This is a genomic window from Pseudoxanthomonas sp. 68-E7 (assembly GCF_057773145.1).
Map to the genome: position 1 here is coordinate 208,766 of NZ_JBYMTI010000005.1, position 23,714 is coordinate 232,479.

Consider the following 23,714-nt stretch of genomic DNA (forward strand, 5'->3'; position numbering starts at 1 on the left):
TTTTTCGCTTGGTGGTTGTGGGACTGCTGGGCGCTGGCGCGCGTTGTTGTTATCGGTGGCTTCAGATGGCGCGCTCGCCGCGGGGCGTCCCTTTCTTTGCTTGTGCAAAGAAAGTAACCAAAGAAAGCACACCCCGGTCCTCGCGCCCCAACGGCTACGCCGTCGGGGTTCGTGTCGCCCGCGGGAATTTTGGGACGGCACATCCCTGTGCCGACCCAAAACGCCGCGCGTCCTGCGCGGCGCCCTGACGGGTTTGCCCACCGGCGCCACCGCTGCGGATGGGGCCCCAAAAAAAGCAGAAGCCGACCTCCGGATAGCCGCCGTTGTTGTTGCTGTTGTTCTTGATTCTGCTCTACGAGCCCCCGTTAAAGGCGTGGCAAGCGGGCCGGGTAAAACCCGCAGGGCGGCGCACAAGGATGTGCGCCGTTTCCGGCAGGGGCAGGATGCCCCTTCCGGAAATTCCCGGGCCGATTGCGAACCCTGCGCGCACAGCGCGCAGGGCACGCCGCCAGGGGTGTGTTTCTTTGCCTACTTTCTTTGCACAAGCAAAGAAAGTAGGGCCCCGCGGCGAGCGCGCCATGGTTAAGAACCGCTAGCAATAACGCGCGTCAGCGCCCTACATACATTCCGGTACAGATAGTCCAGTCCAACCCGGTTTCTTTATGAAACCGCCCCACTGCGCTACGGTACCCCCATGCAAGACCCCACCCGCGACGTCCTCACCCCCAGCCAGCTCAACACCCTGGCCCGCGACCTCCTCGAAGGCGCGTTCCCCCTGATCTGGGTGGAAGGCGAACTCGGCAACGTCACCCGCCCCGCCTCCGGCCACCTGTACTTCACCCTCAAGGACGCCCGCGCGCAGGTCCGCTGCGCCATGTTCAAGCCCAAGAGCCAATGGCTGCGCTTCGTCCCGCGCGAAGGCCTGCGCGTACTCGCGCGTGGCCGCCTGACCTTGTACGAAGCGCGTGGCGACTACCAGCTGGTCATCGATCACCTGGAGGAAGCCGGCGAAGGCGCCCTTCGGCGCGCATTCGAGGCGCTGAAAGCCAAGCTTGCCGCCGAAGGCCTGTTCGATGAAGGACGCAAGCGCGCCCTGCCCGCGCACCCGCGCCGGCTGGCGCTCATCACCTCGCCCAGCGGCGCCGCCGTGCGCGACGTGCTGAGCGTGCTGGGACGGCGTTTTCCCCTGCTGGACGTCGATATCCTGCCGGTGCAGGTCCAGGGCGAAGCCGCCCCGGCCCAGATCGTGTCGATGCTCCGCCGCGCCGCCGACAGCGGCCGGTATGACGTGGTCCTGGTGACCCGCGGTGGGGGTTCGCTGGAGGATCTGTGGGCCTTCAACGACGAACAACTGGCGCGCGCGATCGCGGCGTCCCCGGTGCCGGTGGTGTCCGCGGTCGGCCACGAGACCGACTTCACCCTCGCCGATTTCGCCGCGGACCTGCGCGCGCCCACGCCGTCGGTGGCCGCCGAGTTGCTGGTGCCGGACACGCGTGATCTAGCCACCCGCCTGCGCACGCTGGATCGGCGCGTGCATGATCTTCAGCGTCACCGGTTGCGCCAGGCCATGCAACGCGCCGATCGCGCCGCCCTGCGTCTGAATGCACTGCGTCCGCAGGCGCGCCTGGCCCTGATCCGCCGCCGCCAGGACGACGCCATGCGACGCCTGCTGGCGCTGTGGCGCGAAAAATCGGAACAGCGGCGCGCGCGCCTGCGCCATGCCGCGGCCATCCTGCGTGCGGCGCAGCCGCAGCGCCGGCTCGCGCAATTGCAGGCGCGGCTGGACGCGCTGCGCGCGCGTCCCCAGGCCGCCGTGGCCCGCCAACTCCAGCGCGAAGCCCTGAAACTGCGCGGACTGGCACGTTCGCTGGAAGCGGTCAGCCCCCTGGCGACGGTGGCCCGCGGCTACGCCATCGTCACCCGCGCCGATGGCGCGCTGGTGCGTTCGGTGGACCAGGTCGCCCCTGGCGACGCCGTACAGGCAAGGCTCGCCGACGGCGAACTGAAGCTGCGGGTCGAATAGCGAACGGCGGACGACCCGCCTTCAACCCCGTTTTCCCGGCCTGCGCGTTTGCCCTTCCGACCTCTCGGGAGAACCGCCATGCGCCACGCACGCCCCTGCCTCACCCTGCTCGCCATCGCCCTGCTCGCTGCCTGCCAGTCGCAGCCGGTGTCCGAATCATCCGCCGCGCAGGACGCCGCGGCCGTCGCCGCCACCGATGCGGCCGACGCCGCGGCGACCAGCGCCACCCTCGATTCGATCCAGGTCCGACGCGAGGCCGAAACCAGGACCCGTACCCAGTACGGCCGCGCCATGCCCACCGCGGCGCCCGCGCCGCCGCCGCCCGCAGCCATGAAGGTGACGGCCGGTTACGTGGCGATGCAGAGCCCGGGGCTCGTTTCCATACCGGCCGAACCGGCCAATACCGAACGCTATGCCGCGCGCGACGACAATCCGGTCCACCGCACCCGCGAACAATCCGTGTCGACCTTTTCCATCGACGTGGACACCGGCAGCTACAGCAACGTGCGCCGGATGCTGCGCGACGGCGTGCGACCACCGGCCGACGCGGTGCGCGCGGAGGAGTTCATCAACTACTTCGACTACCGGCATCCGGCACCGGTGAATCGCGATGTCCCGTTCCGGGTCACCACCGAACTCGCGCCCGCGCCATGGAACAGCGCGCGCCAGGTATTGATGATCGGCATCAAGGGCTATGACGTGGCGAAGGCGACGCTGCCACCGGCCAACCTGGTGTTCCTGATCGACACCTCCGGTTCGATGGATTCGCCGGACAAGCTGCCGTTGCTGAAGCAGGCCTTCGCCCAACTGGTGCCGCAGCTGCGCGCGCAGGATCGGGTCTCCATCGTGGTTTATGCCGGCTCGGCCGGATTGGTGCTGCCGCCGACGCCGGGCGACCGCCACGACGAGATCCTGGAGGCGCTGGACCGCCTGCAAGCGGGCGGCTCCACCAATGGTGGCGACGGTATCCGGCTCGCGTACTCGATGGCGAAGCAGGCCTTCGTGAAGGACGGCGTCAACCGGGTGATCCTGGCGACCGATGGTGATTTCAACGTCGGCACCATCGACCAGGGCGCGCTGGAAACGCTGGTCGGCGACCAGCGCAAGTCCGGCGTCGCCCTGACCACGCTGGGCTTCGGCCAGGGCAACTACAACGACGCCATGGCCGAACGCCTGGCCGACGTCGGCGACGGCAACCACGCCTATATCGATACGCCGCAGGAAGCGCGCAAGGTGCTGGTGGAGGAAATGCAGTCGACCCTGCTGACCATCGCCCGCGACGTGAAGATCCAGATCGAATTCAACCCGGTCTACGTCTCCGAGTACCGCCTGATCGGCTACGAGAACCGCGTGCTCAAGCGCGAGGACTTCGCCAACGACAAGGTGGACGCGGGTGACATCGGCGCCGGCCACCAGGTCACCGCGCTATACGAGATCACCCCTGCCGGTTCCGGCGTCGATCGGCTGCCGCCGCTGCGCTACGCGCAGGCCGGCGCCACCAGCGAACCCGGCGCCAGGAACGGCGAGATCGCCCACCTCGCGCTGCGCTACAAGGTACCCGGCCAGGAACGCAGCCGCCTGATCGAAAGTCCGGTCAAGGCCGACACGTTCACCCGCACGCCGGGCGAAGGTTTCCGCTTCGCGACCGCGGTGGCCGCCTATGCCGATCTGTTGCGTGGCGGCCAGCACATCGATGGCTGGGGCTGGCGCGATGTGGCGGCCGCGGCGCGCGGCGCCCGGGGCGATGATCGTTTCGGCTTGCGCCGCGAGTTCAGCGATCTGGTGGAGCAGGCTCGCCAATTGACGTCGCGGGAGCGGGAGACGCCGGCCATCGCGCGCGGCCAATGACGCCCGGGTGGACGGCGGCGACGCCGTCCACTCTTTTTCAGCGACCGCCCATCTGCGCGCCCGGCCGACCCAGCAGGTAGCCCTGGCCGAAATTGCAGCCCAGTTCGAGCAGTGCGCTGCGCTGCGCTTCGGTCTCGATGCCCTCGGCAATCGTGTCGATGCCCAGGGTGCCGGCCAGCGCCAGGATGGCGCGCACCAACCCCGGGCTTTCCGGACGGCTGTCATCGCCAATGCCGGCCACGAAGCTGCGATCGATCTTCAGCACCGAAATCGGGAAGCGGTGCAGGTACGACAACGCCGAGAAGCCCGTGCCGAAATCGTCGAGCTGGGCCAGGATGCCATGCTGCCGCAGCGTGCTCAGGATGCGCAGGGTCCGCGGCGCATCGTCCAGCAGCGCCACCTCGGTGATCTCCACCCGCAGCCGCGCCGGATCCGCGCCCAGTGACTCGAACAGCGCCAACAGGCGGTCCGCGAAGTCAGGTGAACGGAAATGCCGCGGCGAGACGTTCACCGATACATAGCCCTCGCCCCCGCGCGCGATCTGGCGCACCACCTGCTCGTAGATCAGCCAGTCGATCTGCTCGATCAACCCGCTGTCCTCGCCCAGGCCGATGAACTCCGCCGGGGCCAGCAGGCCGCGGCGTTCGTGCTGCCAGCGCAGCAGCGCCTCGTAACCGACCACCTCGCCATCATCCAGGCGCAGGATGGGCTGGTAGTACGGCACGAAGTCGCGATTGTTGATCGCCCGCCGCAGGTCGGCCTGCAGATCCAGGCTGTGCATCGCCGCCTCGCGCATGGCCTCGTCGAACGTGGCGCAGCGGTCGCGACCCTGTTCCTTGGCCCGGTACATCGCCGCGTCGGCGTCGCGCAGCAGTTCCTCGCCATTGCGATAGCGCGGATGCCAGACCGCGATGCCGAGACTGGCGGAGGGATACAGTTCGCGGCCGGCCACCCACATCGGCCGGCTCAGCACCGCGAGCAGGCGCTGCGCCAGCTCGCGGATGTTCTCTTCGCCGTCGGCGTATTCCATCAGGATGGCGAACTCGTCGCCGCCCAGTCGCGAGACCACGTCGTTGCCGCGCACCGTCATGGTGATGCGGCGCGCCACCTCGATCAGCAGTTCGTCGCCGGCGGCATGGCCGATGCTGTCGTTGACCAGTTTGAAGCGGTCCAGATCCAGGAACAGCACCGCGAACGCCTGGCCGTCGCCGTGGCGCGCGCGTTCGATGGCCGCGGACAGCCGATCCAGCAGGTGCGGCCGGTTCGGCAGGCCGGTCAGGGCATCATGGGTGGCCTGGTAGGTCAGGCGCTGCTCGGCGCGCAGGCGCTCGTTGATCTGCGCGCGCAGCTGGGTGTTGGCATCGGCCAGCTCACGGGTGCGTTCGTCCACCCGCCGCTCCAGCTCGGCATGGGCGGCACGCAGGTTTTCCTGCGCGCGCTGCCGGGCCAAGCCGTTGCCGATGTTGTGCGCCACGAAGTTCAGCAGGCTCTGATCGTGCGGGGTGAACTTCACCTCGGGAGAATAGCTCTGCACCACCACCACGCCCTGCACCTCGTCGCCCTGGAACAACGGCACGCCCAGCCAACTGTGGGCGGGCGGCCCGTGCTGGACCACCTTGCCCTCGTCGCTGAGCTGGGAGATGACGGTGCGATCGGCCAGCAGCGGCTTTCCCGTCTCTATGACGTACTCGGTCAGGCCGTTACCAATCCTGCGCGAGCGCCGCAGCGGATCGCGCTCGTCGATCGAGTACGGGAAGGTCAGGGTCTGCCGATCCTCGCTGCACAGTGCGATGTAGAAATTGCGCGCATCGATGAGTTCGTCCACCACTGCGTGGAGATCCGCGTAGAAGCGCTCCAGGCTTTCGGAAGTGATCGCCAGGTCGGCGATCCGGAACAACGCGCCCTGCAGTTTCTCGGCGCGCTTGCGCTCGATGATTTCCGCTTGCAGCTCGCGGTTCGCCCGCTGCAGTTCGTGGGTGCGTGCTTCCACCCGGTGTTCGAGATCCGCGTGCGCATGCTTGCGATCCAGGGCGGTGAGGATGTGCTGGGCCACGTAGCCGAGCAGCGCGCGGTCCTCGTCCGCGTAGCTGGCCGGCGTGTCATAGCTCTGCACCACGATCGCCCCGCACACCCGATCGTCGCGGCGCATCGGCACGCCCAGCCAGTCCAGGCTGTCCGGGCCATGGCTGGGATCGCGGATCACGCCCAGCTTCTGGCGGATGACCGTGGAGGGGCCACGCAGCGGCTGGCCGTGGCGCAGCAGCGCGAAGGTCATGCTGTTGACCATCTCCTCTTCGGTGAACTCCCGTTCCGGTTCGGCGACGTAGGGATCCTTCTGGTCGGCGAAGTACAGGAAACGGATGGTCCGGCGCTGATCGTCGTAGGAGACGATGTAGCAGTTCTCCGCGTACATCAGCGAATTCACCACCGCATGGATGCGGCGGAGCATCTCGCTCATCTCCAGTCCGGTGCCGGCCAGATCGGCGATTTCGTACAGGGCCTGTTGCAGTCGCTTGGATTTTTCCAGCGACACGATCCGGGCATGCGCGCGCGCGGTATCCAGGGTCGCCCCGATCATCGCCCTGGCGAGCCGGCACCAGGCGTCGCGGCGGGCTTCCGGGACCGCCTGCGGCAGCGTCACCGCCAGCGCCATCCGCGCGTTGCCGTCGACGTTCTCCCAGGCCAGCAGCCAGCCCTCGTCGGTATCGGCCAGCGTGGCTTCGGCCAGCGCATGTTCGGCACGGCGGCGCAGCGCGGGGGACGCATCCGGCGAGGCGATGCCGCCCGCGCCCAGGGCCCAGTCGCGCCACGCGATCGCCAGTTCCGAACCCGGTGGCAGCCCATCCAGCAGGATGCTCAGGATCCGCTCGGGCGCCGCCACCTCTCCTTCCCCGGGCAAGGTGCCGACACGTTCGCTCTGGCTGGGCACCCCGGTTCCGGACAGCATTGGCTTCTGATGAAAGTTCCCCGTGCCGAGCATAACGCCATTGCGGTCCATGAACGGCAACCCGCGCCACAAACCCGGCGCGTTCCCGCGCAAACCCCTTCCCGGTCGCCCATCCGTTTGTCCGGTCATGCATTTCGCACCGGCCACCGCCCCGGTTTCCGCAGCCGTCCCTCCGGGGCGGCGCGCATTTTCGTTCAGCAACCTGACGGCCGCCCGCTTCCCGGAAAAGCGCGAAGCCCTTACGCTGATCGCAGTGAACGATGCCGCCGAACCCGCCGATGAAACGTTGATGCTGGCCTATGCCGCCGGCGATGCATCGGCTTTCGAGCGGCTCTATGCCCGCCACCGGGGTCCCCTGTACCGCTTCCTGCTGCGCAATCTGCGCGACGGCGCGCTGGCCGACGAGTTCTTCCAGGACGTCTGGCAGCGGGTCATCACCGCGCGCCAGGGCTGGAAGCCGGAAGCGGCCTTCACCACCTGGCTGTTCCGGATCGCCCACAATCGCCTGAACGACCACTGGCGGGCCGCCCGCCATCGTCCGCCGGCGCCCGAGGATGCGGACGAACGCACCGCGAAGGTGCCGGATCCGGATACGCCGGAGCGGCAACTGTCGGAATTCGAGCAGCGCCGCCGCCTGCAGTTGGCGTTGGCCGAATTGCCGGAGGAGCAGCGGCAGGTGGTGCAGTTGCGGCTGGAACAGGAACTGAGCCTGGAGGAAATCGGCGACATCACCGGCGTGGGTCGGGAAACCGTCAAATCGCGGCTGCGTTACGCGATGGACAAGTTGCGCGCGAGACTGAACGAATGAACCGCCGTCCCCCCGAACCGCTGGATTCCGAGGAACGCCTGCTGGCCGATCAGCTGGCGCGGCTGGGGCCGCACGGCGAGCCTTCCTCCGCCCTGGACGCCCGCATCCTGGCCGCCGCGCATGACGCCGTGGCCGCGCGTCCCGCGGCCCGGCGCAAACCGCGCTGGCCGGTGGCCATGGGCCTGGCCGCCAGTGCCCTGCTGGCGGTGGGCATCGCCTGGCAGTTGCGTCCGGTGGACGAAATGCGCTCCGCCGAGCAGGCCGCCGTCGCCGTGCCGGAAGCGCGCATGGTCGTGGTCGAGGACACGCCGGCCGCGGCGGATTCGGCCGCCGCCGTTGTCGAACAGGAAATCGCCACCGCTGTCACGCAGGCCGCGCCGCCGACACCAGCCAGGGTGGCCAAGCCTATCACGACGCCCCGGCAGGCACCGGCCGAACGCGCGGCAGCGCGGGATCGCGTTCCCCCGACCCGACGCCAGGCCCCGGCCGCCGAAGTCGCGTCGGTGGCCGAACCCGCGCCCGTCGAGGAGTACACCCGCGCGGCAGCGCCACCTCCACCCGCTCCGCCGCCGCCCACAGCCAGCAGCGCACGCGGCGATGCCACCACCCTGGACAGCATCGCGATACCGGCCGGTTCCGCGCAGGCCTATGGCATCGCCGGCGACCGCCCGGGCTTCGTCGCCGACCCGGAAACCACCGCGGCCATCGCCGCCAAGCGCGAGAAAGCGCGCGCCGAACAGGCCCGCGATGCGGCGGACGCGGCCGAAGCCGCCCGCGGTGGCGCCGAGACGCGGGCGCGTAGTACCGCTTCCCCCAAGGCCACTGCGCAGTCCGCGTCGCCTCCGCCCGCGCTCACCACCTCGGCTCCGGTCGCGCCGGCGCCGGCCAGCGCGACCCGCAACGCGCTCAAGCGCACCGACCTGCAGTTGCCGGTCAGCGAAGACACCAAGCTGCCGCCTGAGGATTGGCTGGAACGCATCCGCCTGCGCCGGGATCTCGGCGATCGCGCCAGCGCCGCCGACAGCCTGGTGCGATTCAAGCAGAACCATCCGTTCCAGAAGATTCCGGACGATCTGAAGGAACTGCTGGGCGAATGAGCCACACCTTGGCCGCCCAGGCCTCGCATCTGCTGGAGGTCAAGCACAGCCGGTTCCTGGTCGCGGCCGCGCCAACGACCGGTCCCGAGGAAGCGCTGGCGTTCCTGGCCCGGGTCGCCGACCCTGCCGCCACCCACAACTGCTGGGCCTACCGGATCGGCGCCGAATACCGCTCCAGCGACGACGGCGAGCCCGCGGGCACCGCCGGCCGCCCAATCCTGGCCGCCATCGACGGCCAGGGCTACGACCAGGTGATGGTGGTGGTCACCCGCTGGTATGGCGGCATCAAGCTCGGCGCGGGCGGGCTGGTGCGCGCCTATGGCGGGGCCGCCGCCGAATGCCTGCGGTTGGCCGAACGCAGGGCCCTAATCGTGATGCAGGTGCTGGAACTGGCGGCGCCGTTCGAGGACCTGGGGAGCGTGCACGCCGCCCTGTCCGGATTCGGCGCCGAGAAACTGGACGAGTCCTTCGACGAACACGGCGCCCGTCTGCGCCTGCGCCTGCCGGCCGAACATGGCGATGCCTTGAAAATCCACCTGCGCGACGCCACCCGTAATCGGGTGCGCTGGTCCGGGGCGGACCCGGTCGGCTGATTTCGGAAAGGCCTGCTCCCTCGGGACGCTGATCCAGGGGAGGCCCATTGCGGAAGAACTGTGGAAGCGGCCCGGCGCCGGACCGCTTCCACAGCATTTCCGATGGAATCCTCATGACCGCTGCCCAAGCGCCGGCCGATGCCGGCACCGACGACGCCCGCGCGCCCCGTCCCAAGGCAAAGCTGGGCAGCCTGCGCGCGCTGTGGCCCTTCATCCGCCAGCATTCCGGGCTGTTCACCGCCTGGCTGGTCGCCCTGGCAATCGCTTCGGCCGCGACCCTGAGCCTGCCTACCGCCTTCAAGCAGATGATCGACCAGGGCTTCGGCGCTGGCGGCGCCGGCATCAACCAGGCCTTCGGCGCGATGTTCGTGGTGGTGGTGGTGCTGGCCCTGGCCAGCGCCGCGCGCTTCTATTTCGTTTCGCTGCTGGGCGAGAAAGTGGTCGCGGACCTGCGCCAGCGGCTGTACGCGCACCTGATCGGCCTGGACGCCGAATTCCACGATCGCAACCGCAGCGGCGAACTGGTGTCGCGCCTGTCCGCGGACAGCGAATTGCTGCGCAGCGTGGTCGCCAGCAGCATGTCGGTGGCCCTGCGCAGCAGCGTGACCGTGATCGGCAGCCTGGCGATGCTGTTCGTCACCAGCCCGCGCCTGGCCGCGTTCGCGCTGCTGGGCATCCCGCTGGCGGTGCTGCCGATCGTGCTCGGCTCGCGCAAGCTGGGCAAGGCATCCCGCGCCAGCCAGGATCGGGTGGCCGACGCCAACTCGCTCGCCAGTGAAACCCTGGGCGCCGTGCGCACCGTGCAGTCGCATGCCCGCGAAGGCTACGAAACCGGCCGCTTCGACACCGCGGTGGCGGTGGCGGTGGACACCTCGCGCCGGCGCATCCGCGCGCAGGCATGGGTGACGGCCGCGGCCATCACCCTGATCTTCGGCACCATCGTGGCGGTGCTGTGGATGGGCGCGCATGACGTGGTGGAAGGTTCGATGACCGCCGGCACGCTGGCGCAGTTCGTCCTCTATGCATTGATTGGTGGCGGCTCGGTCGGCGCGCTGGCGGAAGTCTGGAACGAACTGCAGCGCGCGGCGGGCGGCATGGGCCGCATCGCCGAACTGCTGGAGGAATCACCGCGGGTCACCTCGCCCGCGCATCCGCGCGCCCTGCCCTCGCCGCTGCACGGCGAAATCCGGTTCGAACAGGTCGCCTTCCACTATCCCTCGCGCCCGGATCTGCCTGCGCTCGATGGATTCGATCTGACCGTCCAGCCGGGCGAGACCGTCGCCTTGGTCGGTCCGTCCGGCGCCGGCAAGAGCACCGTGTTCTCGATGCTGCTGCGTTTCCACGACGTGCAGGCCGGCGCCATCCGCCTGGATGGCGTCGACGTGCGCCAACTGGATCCGACCGCACTGCGCGAACAGATCGCGCTGGTCCCGCAGCAACCGACCCTCTTCGCCACCACCGCCGCCGACAACATCCGCTACGGCCGCCTGGATGCCACGGACGAGGAGGTGCGCGCAGCAGCAACCGCGGCCGAGGCGGACGATTTCCTGGACGAGTTGCCGCAGGGGTTCGACAGCCAGTTGGGCGAACGCGGCGCACGCCTGTCCGGCGGCCAGCAGCAGCGCATCGTCATCGCCCGCGCACTGCTCAAGGACGCGCCGGTCCTGTTGCTCGACGAAGCCACCAGCGCGCTGGACGCGCAGAGCGAACGGGCGGTGCAGCATGCGCTGGAACGCCTGATGCAAGGCCGCACCACCCTGGTCATCGCCCACCGCCTGGCGACCGTGCTCAAGGCCGACCGCATCGTGGTGATGGATCGCGGCCGCATCGTCGCCCAGGGCACACACGAGGAACTGCTGGCGCAGGATGGCCTGTACGCGGAGTTGGCGCGGTTGCAGTTCCTCGACTGAGGATGTCATTGCCGGCACGCGCCGGTTAACATCCGGCTTCCACCAATCTCATCGCGAAGGAACTGCCATGACCGATTGCAGCTGCGAACATCCCCTCAACGATTCCCAGTACATGCAGCGCGGCGGGCTGGCGCTCAAGAGTTGTCCGCGCTGCTCGGTGCAGGCGGGTCGCCACCTCTTCCATGCACTGTCCAGCTTCGGCATGCGGACCATGGCCGATGGCCAGGAAATCGTGCAGTCGTGGTGCCCGGCCTGCCGCTCCAACAGCACGCCCGACAAACCCGCCTACGCCTGCCGCTGAACCTGCGCCGATTGCCGCGGGCGGCATGATCCTTTCCGCCACGGTGCGACCGTGAATCTCGCGCTGTTCGACTTCGACGGCACCCTCACCGTCCGGGAAATGATGCCCGGTTTCATGCATGCCGCGGTCGCGCCGGCACGCCTGGCGATCGGCAAGGTCGTGCTGGCGCCATTGGTGTTCGGCTATCGCGCCGGCTGGGTGTCCGGCAACCGGGTGCGCGCGGGCATCGTGGACTTCGGCTTCCGTGGTGTTCCCGAAGCCCGCCTGCGGGCCGCGGGCGTGGCGTTCGCGAACGACGTGCTGCCCGGCGCGCTGCGTGAAGACGCGATGGCCCGCGCGCGCTGGCATCGCGAACGCGGCGACACGGTGGTGGTGGTGTCCGGCGGACTGGAAACCTACCTGTCGCACTGGTGCCGATCACACGATCTGGAACTGCTCTGCTCGCGCCTGGAAGTCCGCGAAGGACGCATGACCGGGCGCTACCACGGTGCGCAGTGCGTGGGCGAGGAGAAGGTGCGCCGCATCCGCGAACGCTACGACCTGTCGCGCTATGCGCGCATCCACGCCTACGGCGACACCCACGAGGATCACGCGATGCTCGGGCTGGCGCACGAGGCCTGGTACCGGGGCCAACCCTGGCAGCGTTGATCGGTCCGCGCGCCCTGTCCGGGCGCGCGCATCCTCACGCCGCTTCCGGCGCGGGTTCGGGTTCCGGCAGCACCAGCGGCACCTTGATGCGCGCGCGACTCGGGAACGCATGCCGCAGGATGCGACAGGCCACCTGGCCGAACTGGCGCGGCAGCGATCCGGTGTTGTAATGCTGGCCGTAGCGGGCGCAGATCTCCCGCACCTCCGCCGCCATCTCCGCGTAGCGGTTGGCCGGGATGTCCGGATAGAAATGGTGCTCGATCTGGTGGCTCAGGTTGCCGGACATCACGTCCATCCACTTGCCGCCGCCGATGTTGGACGAACCGCGCAGCTGGCGCAGGTACCAGTGGCCACGTGATTCGTTCTTGATGCACTCCTTGGGAAAGGTCTCGGCATCGGCGGTGAAGTGCCCGCAGAAGATGATCACGTAGGTCCACACGTTGCGCAGACCGTTGGCGACCAGATTGCCCAGCAGCACCGGCAGGAAGAACGGGCCGGCCAGCAGCGGGAACACCACGTAGTCCTTGATCAGCTGGCGTGCCATCTTGCCCAGCACCGGCCGCGCCTTGCGGCGCAGCTGGGCGGAGGTCATCTTGCCGTGCCACCAGCGGCCCAGCTTGAGATCCTGGATGGCCACGCCCCACTGGAAATAAAGGGCGAAGAACACCGCGACAATGGGCTGCACCAGGTAGAACGGTTTCCACTTCTGTTCCGGGAAGATCCGCAGCAGGCCGTAGCCGATGTCGTCGTCCAGGCCGCGGATGTTGGTATAGGTGTGGTGGCGGAAATTGTGGGTGTGCCGCCAGTTCTCGCTGGTGGCGACAATGTCCCACTCGTAGGACTGGCCATTGATCTGCGGGTCGCCCATCCAGTCGTACTGCCCGTGGATGACGTTGTGGCCCAGCTCCATGTTCTCCAGGATCTTGGCGCCTCCCAGCAGCAGCGCGCCCAGGATCCAGACCGGCCAGAACAGCCACGCCCAGGCCTGCCCGGCCACGAGCAGGCCGCCCAGCAGCGCGGAGGCGAACAGCAGCGTGCGCGCGATCACTTCGATATAGCGGACCGCCGCGATGACGCGGCGGATGTAGCGCGCGTCGCGCTCGCCGACCGTCGCCACGGTGCGTGCGCGCAGCGCATCCAGCTCTTCGCCGAAGCGATCCAGTTCGGCGGGCGTCAGCGCCCGGTTGCGTGAAGCGCTCATCAGAGATCCAGTTCCAGATCGGTCATGGCGCTGTTGATGCACAGCTTCAGCGCCTGGGTGGGTTCGTGCGCCAGCGCGCCGCTGGGCAGGTGGCGGGTGCTGCCGGCGGCCTTGCCGCAGGCGCAGGTATTGCAGATGCCCATGCGGCAGCCGGACGCGGGCTTCAGTCCCGCGTCTTCCAGGGCAACCAGCAGCGATTGCCCGCGCGCCACCTGCAGGCGGCGGCCGCTGCGGGCCAGATGGACTTCGACTTCGCCGCTATCTTCGACCGCGTGCGGCGCCGGGCTGAAGGCTTCGGCCCGGAAGTCCGCCACGCGTCCGTCCAGCAGGTGGCGCGCGGCCTCGACGAAGCCGCCCGGACCGCAGGCCATGACCCGGCGATCGGCCAGCACGGGGATCCGCGCGGCCAGCCAGTCGGCGTCGATGCGGCCGCTGCGCTCCCCGGCTTCCCGCGCGGCCTCGCCGGTCAGGCCGACATGCAGGCGGAAGCGCGGATGGCGCACGGCCAGCGCGCGCAGTTCGTCCAGGAAACACAGTTCTTCGCGGGTACGCGCCCAGTACGCCAGGTCCAGTTCGACCGGCATCCCGTCGGCCGCCAATTGACGGGTCAGCGCCATCAGCGGGGTGATGCCACTGCCCGCGGCCAGGAACAGCCAGGCGCCCTGCGGACGCGCCGGCAAGCACAGTTCGCCGAACGCCGGGCCGAGCTCGAACACCTCGCCAGCACGGGCCGGCCCGTGCAGGTATTGGCTCACCTTGCCGGCCTCGACCGCCTTGACCGTGATCGCCAGCAGACCGTCCGCGCGCGGCGGTTCGGTCAGGCTGTAGCTGCGGGTATGGCGGACGCCGCCGATTTCCACGCCCAGGTTGACGTGCTGGCCGGGGCGGAAGCCGGCCCAGTGCCGATTGGGCTTCAACCACAGCGTGACCGCGCCGCGGGCGGCTTCCTCGCGCGCCACCAGACGGGCGCGCGGGCGCTCCCAGGTCCAGTTCCGGTTGAGCCGGCCGGCCCAGAAATCAAAGACATCGGCGGTGACCAGCGGGCTGATCAACCGGCGCAGCGTACCGGCGGGCCGGCGCGAGGCGGGAAGGACGCGAGCATTCATGGGGGCACTATACCGATATCAGTACAGTCGTGTATACAACCGTATATTAATTCTTCCCGCTATGATGCGGGCGAGTCTTCCGCCATTCAGCCCCGTACGCTCCATTCATGTCCACGACCGCCCTTCCCCACCACGACGACCACGGCCCCGGCCGCAAGGCGACGATTTCCCGGGAGGATCTGCTGGCCGCGGCATTGAAGCTGCTGGGACCGCATCGCGGCGTCTCCACACTCAGCCTGCGCGAGGTCGCGCGCGAAGCCGGCATCGCGCCCAACAGTTTCTATCGCCAGTTCCGCGACATGGACGAACTGGCGGTGGCGCTGATCGACGTGGCCGGCAGCTCGTTGCGCAAGATCATCGGTGAGGCCCGCCAACGCGCCGCCAGCAGCGATCGCAGCGTGGTACGCAGTTCGGTGGAGGCGTTCATCGAACAGCTGCGCGCCGACGACAAGCTGCTGCACGTGCTGTTGCGGGAAGGCACCGTCGGCTCCGACGCCTTCAAGCAGGCGGTGGATCGCGAACTGGAATTCTTCGAGGAAGAGCTGCGCATCGACCTGATCCGCCTGGCGGTACGCGACAACGCGCCGCTGCACGAGCCGGCGCTGGTCTCCAAGGCCATCACCCGGCTGGTGTTCGCGATGGGTGCGACCGCGATGGATCTGCCGCCGGAGAAGGATCCGGAGCTCATCGATCAGATGTCGCAGATGGTGCGCATGATCATCACCGGCTCGCGCGCGCTCGCGGCCGGGCGCTGAGCCGCCCGCTCAAGGCATGATCCGGATCGGCGTGCCCACCGGCACCCGCCGCCAGATCTCTTCCATCTCCAGGTTGGTCACCGCGATGCAGCCATCGGTCCAGTCGCCGCGATACCCCGGCGGCGTGGCGCCGTGGATCATGATGTCGCCGCCCGGATCCACGCCGCGGGCCCGCGCCTGCCGCCGGTCCGCTTCATCGGGATAGGAAATGCGCAGCGACAGGTAGAATCGGCTGCGCGCGTTACGATAGGTGATGCGGTAGTCGCCTTCCGGGGTTTTCTCGTCACCCTGCTGGCGCTTGTGCCCGACCGGCGCATCGCCCAGTGCGATCCGGTAGGTCGAGATGACCCGTCCGCCGCGCAGCAGCTCCATCCGGCGCTGCGCCTTGTACACCCGGATAGCATCGGCTTGCTGTGCGGCGGGCAGCAGGCCGGGCGGTTCGCCTGCCATCGTGCTTGCGGGCAACACGAGAAACAGCCCGAGAAATCCCAGCACGTACCCGCGATACCGGGTCATGCGCTCCCTTGTTCGAGACAGTGCATCCATCGGAGCCATGCTAGCGCAGCGCGCCGCCCCGGGCCCGCCATCACCCGAATCATCCGCTTTGCCCGCCATGCGGCATGGCCTGGATACGATGGTTTTCGTGTTCTCCGCCGGTCGGCGCAAAGCCCGCGGCGACAAGGCGCTCCCGTCACGCGGACGCGGGTCACCCGGGCAAGGCGCGGGCCAGGATGACGCCGGCGTCCTCGTTTCCCGACAAGCTGCCGAATGCCCATTCGTGTCCCGGCGCCAGCCGCTGACGAACGAACACATCGGCCATCGGGCTGCCGGCACGCAGCAGCGCGGCGGCCTGCAGGGCCCGCGCGAGCCGTTCCGTCACTGCGCGCGCGCCGGCTTCGCCGATGCCGGCGCCCTCGATCTCGGCGATCAATCGGGTAGCGAACGCGTCGAACGCCGGCGTCCTGCCGCTGGCCGATTCCAGTTCCGCCTGCAAGGCCACCCGCGTTTCCGGCTCGCGCGCCAGCGCCCGCAATACGTCCAGGCACTGGACGTTGCCGCTGCCTTCCCAGATCGAGTTCAGCGGCGCCTGCCGGTACAGGCGCGGCAGGATGGATTCCTCCACGTAGCCCGCGCCGCCCAGGCATTCCTGCGCTTCGTTGACGAAGGCCGGCGTGCGCTTGCAGATCCAGTACTTGCCGAGGGCGGTGGCGATGCGCGCGAACGCGGCTTCGCCGGCATCGTACGGCGCGCGATCGACCCCGCGCGCCACCCGCAGCGCGAACGTGGTCGCGGCCTCGGATTCGATCGCCAGGTCCGCCAGCACGTTCGCCATCAGCGGATGGTCCACCAGTCGCTTGCCGAACGTGCGCCGATGGCGCGCATGGTGCAGCGCGTGCGCCAGCGCCATCCGCATCTCCGCCGCCGAGCCGAGCATGCAGTCCAGCCGGGTCAGCATCACCATCTCGATGATGGTCGCCACGCCGCGCCCTTCCTCGCCCACCCGCCAGGCCAGCGCGTCGCGGAACTCGACCTCGCTGGAAGCATTGGACCAATCGCCCAGCTTGTCCTTCAGGCGCACCAGCGCGAACCGGTTGCGTTCGCCATCGGGCAGGCGGCGCGGCATCAGCAGGCAGGTCAGTCCACCCGGCGCCTGCGCCAGCACCAGGAAACCGTCGCACATGGGCGCGGAGAAGAACCATTTGTGCCCGACCAACCGGTAAGCCTCGCCGTCCGGCGTCGCCGTGGTGGTGTTGGCGCGCACGTCCGAACCACCCTGCTTCTCGGTCATGCCCATGCCCAGGGTGATGCCGGCCTTGTCGGCCAGGGGCAGATCGCGCGGATCGTACAGGGGCGCGGCGGCCCGCCCGGCCCATGCGCCCAGCGACGGTTCGCGCCGCAGTACCGGCACGGCCGCGTGGGTCATGGTCAGCGGACAGCTGGTGCCCGCATCGGCCTGGTGGTGCAGATAGCTCAACGCCGCCCGCGCGACGTGCGCGCCCGGCTCCGGTTCGTGCCAGGACAAGCCGGCCACCCCATGGGTCTTGGCCGCCTCCATCAGGCGGTGGTAGGCCGGGTGGAATTCCACCGTGTCGATGCGATGGCCGAAGCGATCATGCGTGCGCAGGCGCGGGCGATCCCGGTTGGCGTCGAAGCCGATGCGGTACAGCTCATCGCCAGCCAACGCGCCGTATCCGGCCAGTCGCGGTGCGAAGCGGTCGGCGCCTTCGCGGGACACCGCCTCGCGCAACGCGGCATCATCCCGCCACAGGTCACGTGGCTCGAACGGCGGCGGCTGGTTCTCGACCCGATGGGTTTCGAAGGGTGGCAGTCCATTCATCGTGGGGCTTCCGTCGTCGGCTATCCACCGATTCTCGCGCAAAGCGGCGCCGGTGTGGCCGCGCCCACTTCAACCGCGCGTCGTCAGCGCGGCGAGAAAATCCGGATTGAGCGCCAACCGGCCCATTACGCCGTGCTGGGTACCGCTGAGCACCCGCAGCATGTGCCGGCTTCCCCATGGCAGCCGCCCCATCGGCAGGAAGGCGATGTCGCGCATGCGCGCGATCCAGTCGTGGTCGGACTGGAATACCGGCGTCAGCCAGCGGCTCCAGAACTGGTAGATGCGCACGTGCGCCTCGCGCTGGCGCTGGTAGCGCGCCAGCGCCGCCTCCAGCCCGTGCTCGCTGCGCAGTGCATCGCGCAACGCCAGCGCATCCATCAACGCCATGTTGACGCCCTGCCCCAATTGCGGACTCATCGCATGCGCGGCGTCGCCGGCCAGTACCAGCCGGCCCCGCGACCAGCGACGCAGGGCGGCATCGCGATAACCTGCGCGCGCCAGCTGCGCCGGTTCCCGCAACCCGGCCAGTTGCGGCTCGATCGCGGGCCAGATGGTCGCCACCTCGCGTTTCCAGCCGTCGATGCCCGCACCGTGCCACTGTTCGAAGCTGGCCGCCGGCAGGCTCCAGAAAAAACTCAGCCGTGGCGTATCGTCGTCCGGTCGCGTGCCCACCGGCAGCATCCCGATCATCTTGCGCGCCGCGACATAGCGCTGGCGCAGTTCGTCAGCGAACGGCCAGTCGCCCTCTGGCACCAGGCACCACAGCGCCCCCCACGGATACGGAGCGTCCAGCTTCACCGCGCCGGTGTGCCGGCGCAGTTTCGAGGCGGCGCCGTCCGCGGCGATCACCAGATCGTAGGGACCGTGGCGCGCGCCCCGCTCATCCACGAGCCAGCCGGTGTCCTCTTCCACCGAGGCGATGGACACGCCCTGTCGCACGTCGGTCCGCCCCGGCCAGGCATCGGCCAGCAGGGTGAACAAGGCGCCGCGTTGCATGCCCAGGCCGAACAGGCCGGCGTCCAGCCGCGCGTAGCGCATGTCCATCACCGCGCGACCGCACGGGGTCTCCCCGTACAGCCGGCGCACCCGCCGGCCATGCGCCAGCGCGGCGTCCAGCAATCCCAGCTCCCAAAGCACCTGCAATCCGGTCGGCTGCAGCAGGAATCCCGCACCGACCGGCCCCAGTTGCGGCGCGCGTTCGAACACTTCCACCGCGTGCCCGTCGCGCGAAAGCAGCAAGGCCAATGCCTGGCCGGCGGTGCCGTATCCGACGATGGCGATATGTCTTTTCCGCATCCGTGTGGCGTCCCCCGTGCTCATAAAAAACCCCGCCGAAGCGGGGTTCGAGAAATCTCGCAGCGTTGCAATCAGTCGGACGGCGTGACGCTGCCGGCCTGAGCGCCCTTCGGGCCCTGGGTCACTTCATAGGTCACTCGCTGGCCTTCTTTCAGGCTGCGGAAGCCCTTGGAGTTGATCGCGGAGTGATGCACGAAGACATCGGCGCTGCCATCTTCTGGCGCGATGAATCCGAAGCCCTTGGCATCGTTGAACCATTTCACGGTACCGTACGGCATAGCGCTTGCGTTTCCTTTGTAAGGTGCGGGTGGTTAACGTGCGGCGGCAACCGCACCCGCGGAGTATGCAAAGGCTTTGCCGTGTTGACAATCACCCGCGCGCGAGTTCGCCAATCAGTTCCGGCAATCCCGCCGAGGCCGCTTCGACGTTGGCCAGTACCTCGGCCATGGTGATCTCCTCGCCGGTACCGCAGCCGGCCGCCCAGTTGGCGACGATGGCGAGGCAGGCGTAATCCAGCCCCAGTTCGCGCGCCAAGCCGGCTTCGGGCATCCCGGTCATGCCCACCAGATCGCAACCGTCGCGGCGCATGCGCGCGATCTCGGCCTTGGTTTCCAGGCGCGGGCCCTGGGTGGCGCCATAGCAGCCACCGTCCACAAGTTTGACGCCGGTCACGCGCGCAGCCGCGACGATCTTGTGCCGCAGCAAAGGCGTATAGGGATCGCCGAAGTCCACGTGCAGCACTTCGCTGCCCGGCTCCTCGCAGATCGTGGAGATGCGTCCCCACGTGTAATCGATGATCTGATCCGGGCAGGCCAGCACGCGCGGACCGAACCGTTCGGTAATGCCACCCACCGTATTGAGCGCCAGCACCCGGGTGGCGCCGATGTCCTTCAGCGCGGCCAGGTTGGCGCGGTAATTCACCTGGTGCGGTGGCACCGAATGGCCTTCGCCATGCCGGGCCAGGAACGCGACCTTCTGGCCCAGCAGATGGCCGATGCGGATCGGACCGGACGGCTTGCCGAAGCGGGTATCGACTTCGCGCGTCTCGACATCGGCCAGCGCGGCCAGCCGGTAGACGCCGGTGCCGCCGATCACCGCCAGCGCGATGCCGCTCATGCGCCTTCCTTCAGCGCATAGATGGCCGGCAGGTTGCGGCCCTGCTCGTAGTAGTCCATGCCGAAACCGAACACGTAGCGGTCGGCCACTTCCACGCCCATGTAGTCGGCCTGCACGCCTTCGACGCAGCGGTCATGGCGCTTGACGCTGAGCGCGGCGATGCGCACGTCGGTGGCGCCCTGCTCCAGGCACCACTGGCGCACGGCCAACAGGGTGTGGCCCTCGTCGAGGATGTCGTCGACCAGCAGCACGCGGCGGCCGTACAGCGCGGTGGCCGGGCGGTGCTTCCACACCAGTTCGCCCCCGGAGGTCTCGCCGCGATAACGGGTGGCGTGCAGGTAGTCGAATTCCAGATCCAGGCCGCGCGCGCCCAGTTCCAGCGCCAATTGGCCGGAGAACGGCAGCGCGCCGTGCATGATGGTCAGGTAGACCGGCACTTCGCCCGCGTAGTCGCGGGCAATCGATTCGGCCATGCGCGCAATCGCATGGTCCAGGGTGGCGCGTTCCACCAGCAGATCGGCATTGGCCAGCGCATCGGCCAGCGCAGGACGCGTCGTTCCCAGTTTGCTCATCACACCACTCCTGTATTGCCGAGCACGCGCGCCTGCGCCTGCCCATAACGTTGATCGGCCAGCAGGCCGTCCCAGCCCAGCGCGCCGCGGCCAATCAGGCCCACCAGCGCCGCGGTGTTCAGGGCGCGCCCTTCCACCGCCTTGAGCGACTCTTCCACCAGCTTCGGCGAACACACCAGCACCACGTCGCAGCCGGCGTCCAGATGCAGTTCGATGCGCGCCTTCACCCCGCCGGCGGAGAACGCCGCGGCCATGCCGATGTCGTCGGAGAACACCACGCCGCGGAAGCCCATCTCCGCGCGCAGGATGTCCTGGATCCAGCGCGGCGAATAGCCGGCCGGTTCCGGCGCCACCGCCGGATACTTCACGTGCGCCATCATCACCGCATCCGCGCCGGCCTCGATGCCCGCAACGAACGGCAGCAGATCCTGTCCGCGCAGTTCCTCCAGCGTGCGCGGATCGGCCGCATCGTCGAAGTGGGTGTCTTCCAGCACCGTGCCATGGCCGGGGAAATGCTTGAGCGTGGCCGGCATCCCCACGCTGTGCATGCCCTGCACGTAGGCGCAGGTGAACGCGGCCACCACCTGCGGATCCGCGTCGAACGCGCGATCGCCGATGGCGCGGTTGCCGCGCGCCAGGTCCACCACCGGGGCGAAGCTCAGGTCGATGCCGCTGGCCTGAATCTCGCTGGCCATGAGCCAGGCATGTTCCTGCGCCAGTTGCAGCGCGCTTTGCGGGTCCTGGGCGTAGCGCTTGCCGAAGCCCTCCAGCGGCGGCAGCGCGCTGTAGCCCTCGCGGAAGCGCTGCACCCGCCCGCCTTCCTGGTCCACGCAGATCAACTGCGGGCGGGGCGCGGCTTCGCGGATGGCGGCCGACAGTTCGGTCACCTGTGCGCGCGAGGCGAAGTTGCGGGTGAACAGGATGACGCCGGCGACCGCGTCGTACTGCAGCCAATCGCGCTCCTGGGCGCTGAGTTCGGTGCCGGCAATGCCGATGACGAGCATGGGGGTGGTCCTCAGGGAATGTCGTTGGCGTCGCGTTCGTCCGCCGACCATTGGACGTACGGGCGCGAGGCCAGGGCCAGATTGTAATAGCGGGCGCTGTCGGTGACCTGCCTGCCGATCCAGGCCGGTTTCACGAAGGCTTCATCGGCGCCGCCCAGCTCGATTTCCGCCACCACCAGTCCGGCGTTCTCGCCCAGGAACTCGTCCACCTCCCACAGGTGCCCGGCGTGGCGGACGTAATGGCGACGCTTGTCGATCAGCCCGCCCACGCACAGGTCCAGCAGCGCGCGCGCCTCCTCCACCGGAATCGGGTAGTCGAATTCCTGCCGGGTATGGCCGAGCTCGCGCGACTTGAGGTTGAGGTAGGCCACCTCGCCCTGGATGCGCACCCGCACCGAAGCCTTCTGCCGCCCCTCGTCCATCGCCGCCATGTCGTTGAGATAACCCTGCGCCATCGGCACCACCTCGTGCGCCGCCTCGCGCCAGCCCTCACCGGTGACCAGGAATTTGCGTTCGATTTCCAAAGGCATGGGGGCGTACTGGGGATTTGGGATTTGGGATTGGGGATTGGGGATTCGGGATTGGCGAAGGCGCGCGTTCGGGAGGTTGGGGAAAGGGCTCTGGCAAATCCCGAATCCCCAATCCCGAATCACCGTTTCCGCTCAAACAACGCAATCGATTCGACGTGGGCGGTGTGCGGGAACATGTCCATCACCCCGGCCGCTTTCAGTTCATAGCCCTGTTCGTTGACCAGGAAACCGGCGTCGCGCGCCAGCGAACCGGGGTGGCAGCTGACATAGACGATACGCTTGAACTGTTTCAACGGCAGTTGCTTCAGCACCTCGATCGCGCCCGAGCGCGGCGGGTCGAGCAGCAGCTTGTCGAAACCCTGGCGCATCCAGCCCGTGCCGCGCTGGTCCTCGGTCAGGTCGGCGGCATGGAACCGGGCATTGGTCAGGCCATTGCGCTGCGCGTTCTCGCGCGCTCGCGCCACCAGTCCGGCGTCGCCTTCCACGCCCACCACCTCGCCCACCAGCCGCGCCATCGGCAGGGTGAAGTTGCCCAGCCCGCAGAACAGATCCAGCACCCGGTCCTGTGGTTGAGGGTCCAGTAGTTCGAAGGTCCGCGCGATCATCTTCTGGTTCAGCCCGGCATTGACCTGGATGAAGTCCAGCGGCCGGAACGCCAGTTCGACGTCCCACTGCGGCAGGCGGAAGGCCAGCGCGGGCGCCTCCGGCCACAGCGGGTGCACGCTGTCCACGCCGCCGGGTTGCAGGAAGATGGCGAACCCGTGTGCCTGGCCGAACGCGATCAGGGCAGCGCGGTCCGCGTCGTCCAGCGGCTTCAGGTGCCGGAACACCAGTGCGATGCCACTGAACGCATCGGTGGCGTCGCCGGCGATGAATTCGATCTGGGGAATGTCGGCGCGCGCGTGCAGCCCATCCACCAGCGCGGCAAGCGCGGCGATGCGCTCGCCGATCTCCGGAATGACGGTATGGCATTCAGACAGGTCGGCGACGAAGCGCGGATCCTGTTCGCGGAAACCGACCAGGGTCTTGTCCTTCTTGTCGACCCGGCGTACCGAGAAACGGCCCTTCCGGCGATATCCCCAACTGGCGTCCACCTGCGGCGCCAGCACGGTGGCCGGGGCGACATGGCCGATGCGCTCCAGGTTTTCCATCAGCACCCGCTGCTTGGCGTGGATCTGCTTGTCCTCGTCCAGGTGCTGGAGCACGCAGCCACCGCAGGTGCCGAAATGGGCGCAGCGCGGCGCGACCCGGTCCGGCGAGGCCTGCAGCACTTCGACCGTGCGCGCCTCGTCGAAGTGACGGTTCTTTGCGGTCTGCTCGGCCATTACCCGCTCGCCCGGCAATGCGCCGGACACGAACACGGCCTTGCCGCTCTCGCCGGGCGTGGCGGCACGGCGGGCCACGCCCCGGCCATCGTGGGTCAGGTCGAGGATCTCGGCTTCAAAGGGGGTCTTGTCGATGCGGGGGGAACGGCTACGGGCCACGTGGCGAAAGCTGCGTGCGGATTACGGGGCGCTATTGTCGCATGAGCGGGAGGTTCGCCTTCCTCGCCGCCCCGCAAAGCGCAAATCCCCCGACGCCCGCCTCCTTTTTCCGAGGGGGGGCCACCAGCCTGCCGTCG

At 68.7% G+C, this 23,714-nt stretch carries 21 protein-coding genes; 9 read left to right on the plus strand and 12 right to left on the minus strand.

What is annotated here, in order from left to right; all coding sequences use genetic code 11:
• Positions 1-694: 694 nt before the first annotated feature.
• Both xseA and AC3DE2_RS13780 read left to right on the plus strand, forming a co-directional pair.
• A complete protein-coding gene (gene xseA, locus AC3DE2_RS13775; RefSeq protein WP_488426673.1) occupies positions 695-2,023 on the plus strand; it encodes an exodeoxyribonuclease VII large subunit in 1,329 nt (442 codons plus the stop codon).
• Positions 2,024-2,101: 78 nt separating this feature from the next.
• Entirely contained in the window at positions 2,102-3,871 is a 1,770-nt protein-coding gene (locus AC3DE2_RS13780; protein WP_488426674.1) for a vWA domain-containing protein, read from the plus strand.
• 37 nt (positions 3,872-3,908) lie between these two features.
• Here the strand turns inward: AC3DE2_RS13780 and AC3DE2_RS13785 are convergent, their stop codons facing one another.
• Entirely contained in the window at positions 3,909-6,818 is a 2,910-nt protein-coding gene (locus AC3DE2_RS13785) for a bifunctional diguanylate cyclase/phosphodiesterase (RefSeq protein WP_488426675.1), read from the minus strand.
• Positions 6,819-7,107: 289 nt separating this feature from the next.
• On the opposite strand from AC3DE2_RS13785, the gene AC3DE2_RS13790 reads away from it, so the two are divergent.
• The 6 genes from AC3DE2_RS13790 (at position 7,108) to AC3DE2_RS13815 (ending at position 12,175) form a co-directional block, all read left to right on the plus strand.
• A complete protein-coding gene (locus tag AC3DE2_RS13790; RefSeq protein WP_447105275.1) occupies positions 7,108-7,626 on the plus strand; it encodes an RNA polymerase sigma factor in 519 nt (172 codons plus the stop codon).
• Positions 7,623-8,723 carry a hypothetical protein gene (locus tag AC3DE2_RS13795; RefSeq protein ID WP_488426676.1) on the plus strand — a complete coding sequence of 367 codons (1,101 nt, stop codon included), beginning with the start codon at positions 7,623-7,625 and terminating at the stop codon, positions 8,721-8,723. Before AC3DE2_RS13790 ends, AC3DE2_RS13795 begins: the two co-directional genes overlap by 4 nt.
• Positions 8,720-9,316 carry an IMPACT family protein gene (locus AC3DE2_RS13800; RefSeq protein ID WP_295374830.1) on the plus strand — a complete coding sequence of 199 codons (597 nt, stop codon included), beginning with the start codon at positions 8,720-8,722 and terminating at the stop codon, positions 9,314-9,316. Before AC3DE2_RS13795 ends, AC3DE2_RS13800 begins: the two co-directional genes overlap by 4 nt.
• A 113-nt stretch (positions 9,317-9,429) precedes the next feature.
• Positions 9,430-11,226, plus strand: a complete 1,797-nt coding sequence (locus AC3DE2_RS13805) for an ABC transporter transmembrane domain-containing protein (protein WP_488426677.1) — start codon at positions 9,430-9,432, stop codon at positions 11,224-11,226.
• A 67-nt stretch (positions 11,227-11,293) separates the two neighbouring features.
• Positions 11,294-11,527 carry a hypothetical protein gene (locus AC3DE2_RS13810; RefSeq protein WP_295374835.1) on the plus strand — a complete coding sequence of 78 codons (234 nt, stop codon included), beginning with the start codon at positions 11,294-11,296 and terminating at the stop codon, positions 11,525-11,527.
• 51 nt (positions 11,528-11,578) lie between these two features.
• Entirely contained in the window at positions 11,579-12,175 is a 597-nt protein-coding gene (locus tag AC3DE2_RS13815; RefSeq protein ID WP_488426678.1) for an HAD-IB family hydrolase, read from the plus strand.
• A gap of 34 nt (positions 12,176-12,209) precedes the next feature.
• Here the strand turns inward: AC3DE2_RS13815 and AC3DE2_RS13820 are convergent, their stop codons facing one another.
• Entirely contained in the window at positions 12,210-13,376 is a 1,167-nt protein-coding gene (locus tag AC3DE2_RS13820; protein ID WP_488426680.1) for a fatty acid desaturase family protein, read from the minus strand.
• Positions 13,376-14,482, minus strand: a complete 1,107-nt coding sequence (locus AC3DE2_RS13825) for a ferredoxin reductase (protein WP_488426681.1) — start codon at positions 14,480-14,482, stop codon at positions 13,376-13,378. Before AC3DE2_RS13825 ends, AC3DE2_RS13820 begins: the two co-directional genes overlap by 1 nt.
• 107 nt (positions 14,483-14,589) lie before the next feature.
• Here AC3DE2_RS13825 and fabR point away from each other — a divergent pair, with 107 nt between their 5' ends.
• Entirely contained in the window at positions 14,590-15,237 is a 648-nt protein-coding gene (gene fabR / locus AC3DE2_RS13830; protein ID WP_488426682.1) for an HTH-type transcriptional repressor FabR, read from the plus strand.
• A gap of 9 nt (positions 15,238-15,246) precedes the next feature.
• Here fabR and AC3DE2_RS13835 read toward each other — a convergent pair whose 3' ends face one another.
• From AC3DE2_RS13835 to rlmD, 9 genes are all read right to left on the minus strand, one after another.
• Entirely contained in the window at positions 15,247-15,753 is a 507-nt protein-coding gene (locus AC3DE2_RS13835) for a L,D-transpeptidase family protein (RefSeq protein ID WP_488426683.1), read from the minus strand.
• A 190-nt stretch (positions 15,754-15,943) separates the two neighbouring features.
• Complete coding sequence (locus tag AC3DE2_RS13840; protein ID WP_488426684.1) at positions 15,944-17,575, minus strand: acyl-CoA dehydrogenase family protein; 1,632 nt, start codon at positions 17,573-17,575, stop codon at positions 15,944-15,946.
• A 69-nt stretch (positions 17,576-17,644) separates the two neighbouring features.
• On the minus strand, positions 17,645-18,871 hold the full coding sequence (locus AC3DE2_RS13845; protein ID WP_295374855.1) for an FAD-dependent oxidoreductase: 1,227 nt from the start codon (positions 18,869-18,871) through the stop codon (positions 17,645-17,647).
• A gap of 71 nt (positions 18,872-18,942) precedes the next feature.
• Complete coding sequence (locus tag AC3DE2_RS13850; protein ID WP_141456387.1) at positions 18,943-19,149, minus strand: cold-shock protein; 207 nt, start codon at positions 19,147-19,149, stop codon at positions 18,943-18,945.
• A 91-nt stretch (positions 19,150-19,240) separates the two neighbouring features.
• Positions 19,241-19,987 (minus strand): S-methyl-5'-thioinosine phosphorylase, encoded by a 747-nt coding sequence (locus AC3DE2_RS13855; RefSeq protein ID WP_295374859.1) that lies wholly within the window; start codon positions 19,985-19,987, stop codon positions 19,241-19,243.
• Positions 19,984-20,559, minus strand: coding sequence for a hypoxanthine-guanine phosphoribosyltransferase (locus tag AC3DE2_RS13860; protein WP_488426686.1), 576 nt, complete (start codon positions 20,557-20,559; stop codon positions 19,984-19,986). Before AC3DE2_RS13860 ends, AC3DE2_RS13855 begins: the two co-directional genes overlap by 4 nt.
• Positions 20,559-21,563, minus strand: coding sequence for a beta-N-acetylhexosaminidase (nagZ, locus tag AC3DE2_RS13865; RefSeq protein WP_488426687.1), 1,005 nt, complete (start codon positions 21,561-21,563; stop codon positions 20,559-20,561). Before nagZ ends, AC3DE2_RS13860 begins: the two co-directional genes overlap by 1 nt.
• A gap of 11 nt (positions 21,564-21,574) precedes the next feature.
• On the minus strand, positions 21,575-22,093 hold the full coding sequence (locus AC3DE2_RS13870; RefSeq protein ID WP_488426688.1) for a CYTH domain-containing protein: 519 nt from the start codon (positions 22,091-22,093) through the stop codon (positions 21,575-21,577).
• Between the two features lie 119 nt (positions 22,094-22,212).
• Entirely contained in the window at positions 22,213-23,577 is a 1,365-nt protein-coding gene (rlmD, locus tag AC3DE2_RS13875; RefSeq protein ID WP_488426689.1) for a 23S rRNA (uracil(1939)-C(5))-methyltransferase RlmD, read from the minus strand.
• Between the last annotated feature and the right edge of the window lie 137 nt (positions 23,578-23,714).

Coding starts and splice junctions, on each gene's coding strand:
- AC3DE2_RS13800 (WP_295374830.1), top strand. CDS start 8,720: ATGAGCCACACCTTGGCCGCCCAGGCCTCGCATCTGCTGGAGGTCAAG.
- AC3DE2_RS13780 (WP_488426674.1), top strand. CDS start 2,102: ATGCGCCACGCACGCCCCTGCCTCACCCTGCTCGCCATCGCCCTGCTC.
- AC3DE2_RS13850 (WP_141456387.1), bottom strand. CDS start 19,149: ATGCCGTACGGTACCGTGAAATGGTTCAACGATGCCAAGGGCTTCGGA.
- AC3DE2_RS13825 (WP_488426681.1), bottom strand. CDS start 14,482: ATGAATGCTCGCGTCCTTCCCGCCTCGCGCCGGCCCGCCGGTACGCTG.
- xseA (WP_488426673.1), top strand. CDS start 695: ATGCAAGACCCCACCCGCGACGTCCTCACCCCCAGCCAGCTCAACACC.
- AC3DE2_RS13810 (WP_295374835.1), top strand. CDS start 11,294: ATGACCGATTGCAGCTGCGAACATCCCCTCAACGATTCCCAGTACATG.
- AC3DE2_RS13860 (WP_488426686.1), bottom strand. CDS start 20,559: ATGAGCAAACTGGGAACGACGCGTCCTGCGCTGGCCGATGCGCTGGCC.
- AC3DE2_RS13835 (WP_488426683.1), bottom strand. CDS start 15,753: ATGACCCGGTATCGCGGGTACGTGCTGGGATTTCTCGGGCTGTTTCTC.
- AC3DE2_RS13785 (WP_488426675.1), bottom strand. CDS start 6,818: ATGCTGTCCGGAACCGGGGTGCCCAGCCAGAGCGAACGTGTCGGCACC.
- AC3DE2_RS13820 (WP_488426680.1), bottom strand. CDS start 13,376: ATGAGCGCTTCACGCAACCGGGCGCTGACGCCCGCCGAACTGGATCGC.
- AC3DE2_RS13790 (WP_447105275.1), top strand. CDS start 7,108: ATGCTGGCCTATGCCGCCGGCGATGCATCGGCTTTCGAGCGGCTCTAT.
- AC3DE2_RS13855 (WP_295374859.1), bottom strand. CDS start 19,987: ATGAGCGGCATCGCGCTGGCGGTGATCGGCGGCACCGGCGTCTACCGG.
- nagZ (WP_488426687.1), bottom strand. CDS start 21,563: ATGCTCGTCATCGGCATTGCCGGCACCGAACTCAGCGCCCAGGAGCGC.
- AC3DE2_RS13805 (WP_488426677.1), top strand. CDS start 9,430: ATGACCGCTGCCCAAGCGCCGGCCGATGCCGGCACCGACGACGCCCGC.
- AC3DE2_RS13845 (WP_295374855.1), bottom strand. CDS start 18,871: ATGCGGAAAAGACATATCGCCATCGTCGGATACGGCACCGCCGGCCAG.
- fabR (WP_488426682.1), top strand. CDS start 14,590: ATGTCCACGACCGCCCTTCCCCACCACGACGACCACGGCCCCGGCCGC.
- AC3DE2_RS13840 (WP_488426684.1), bottom strand. CDS start 17,575: ATGAATGGACTGCCACCCTTCGAAACCCATCGGGTCGAGAACCAGCCG.
- AC3DE2_RS13870 (WP_488426688.1), bottom strand. CDS start 22,093: ATGCCTTTGGAAATCGAACGCAAATTCCTGGTCACCGGTGAGGGCTGG.
- AC3DE2_RS13795 (WP_488426676.1), top strand. CDS start 7,623: ATGAACCGCCGTCCCCCCGAACCGCTGGATTCCGAGGAACGCCTGCTG.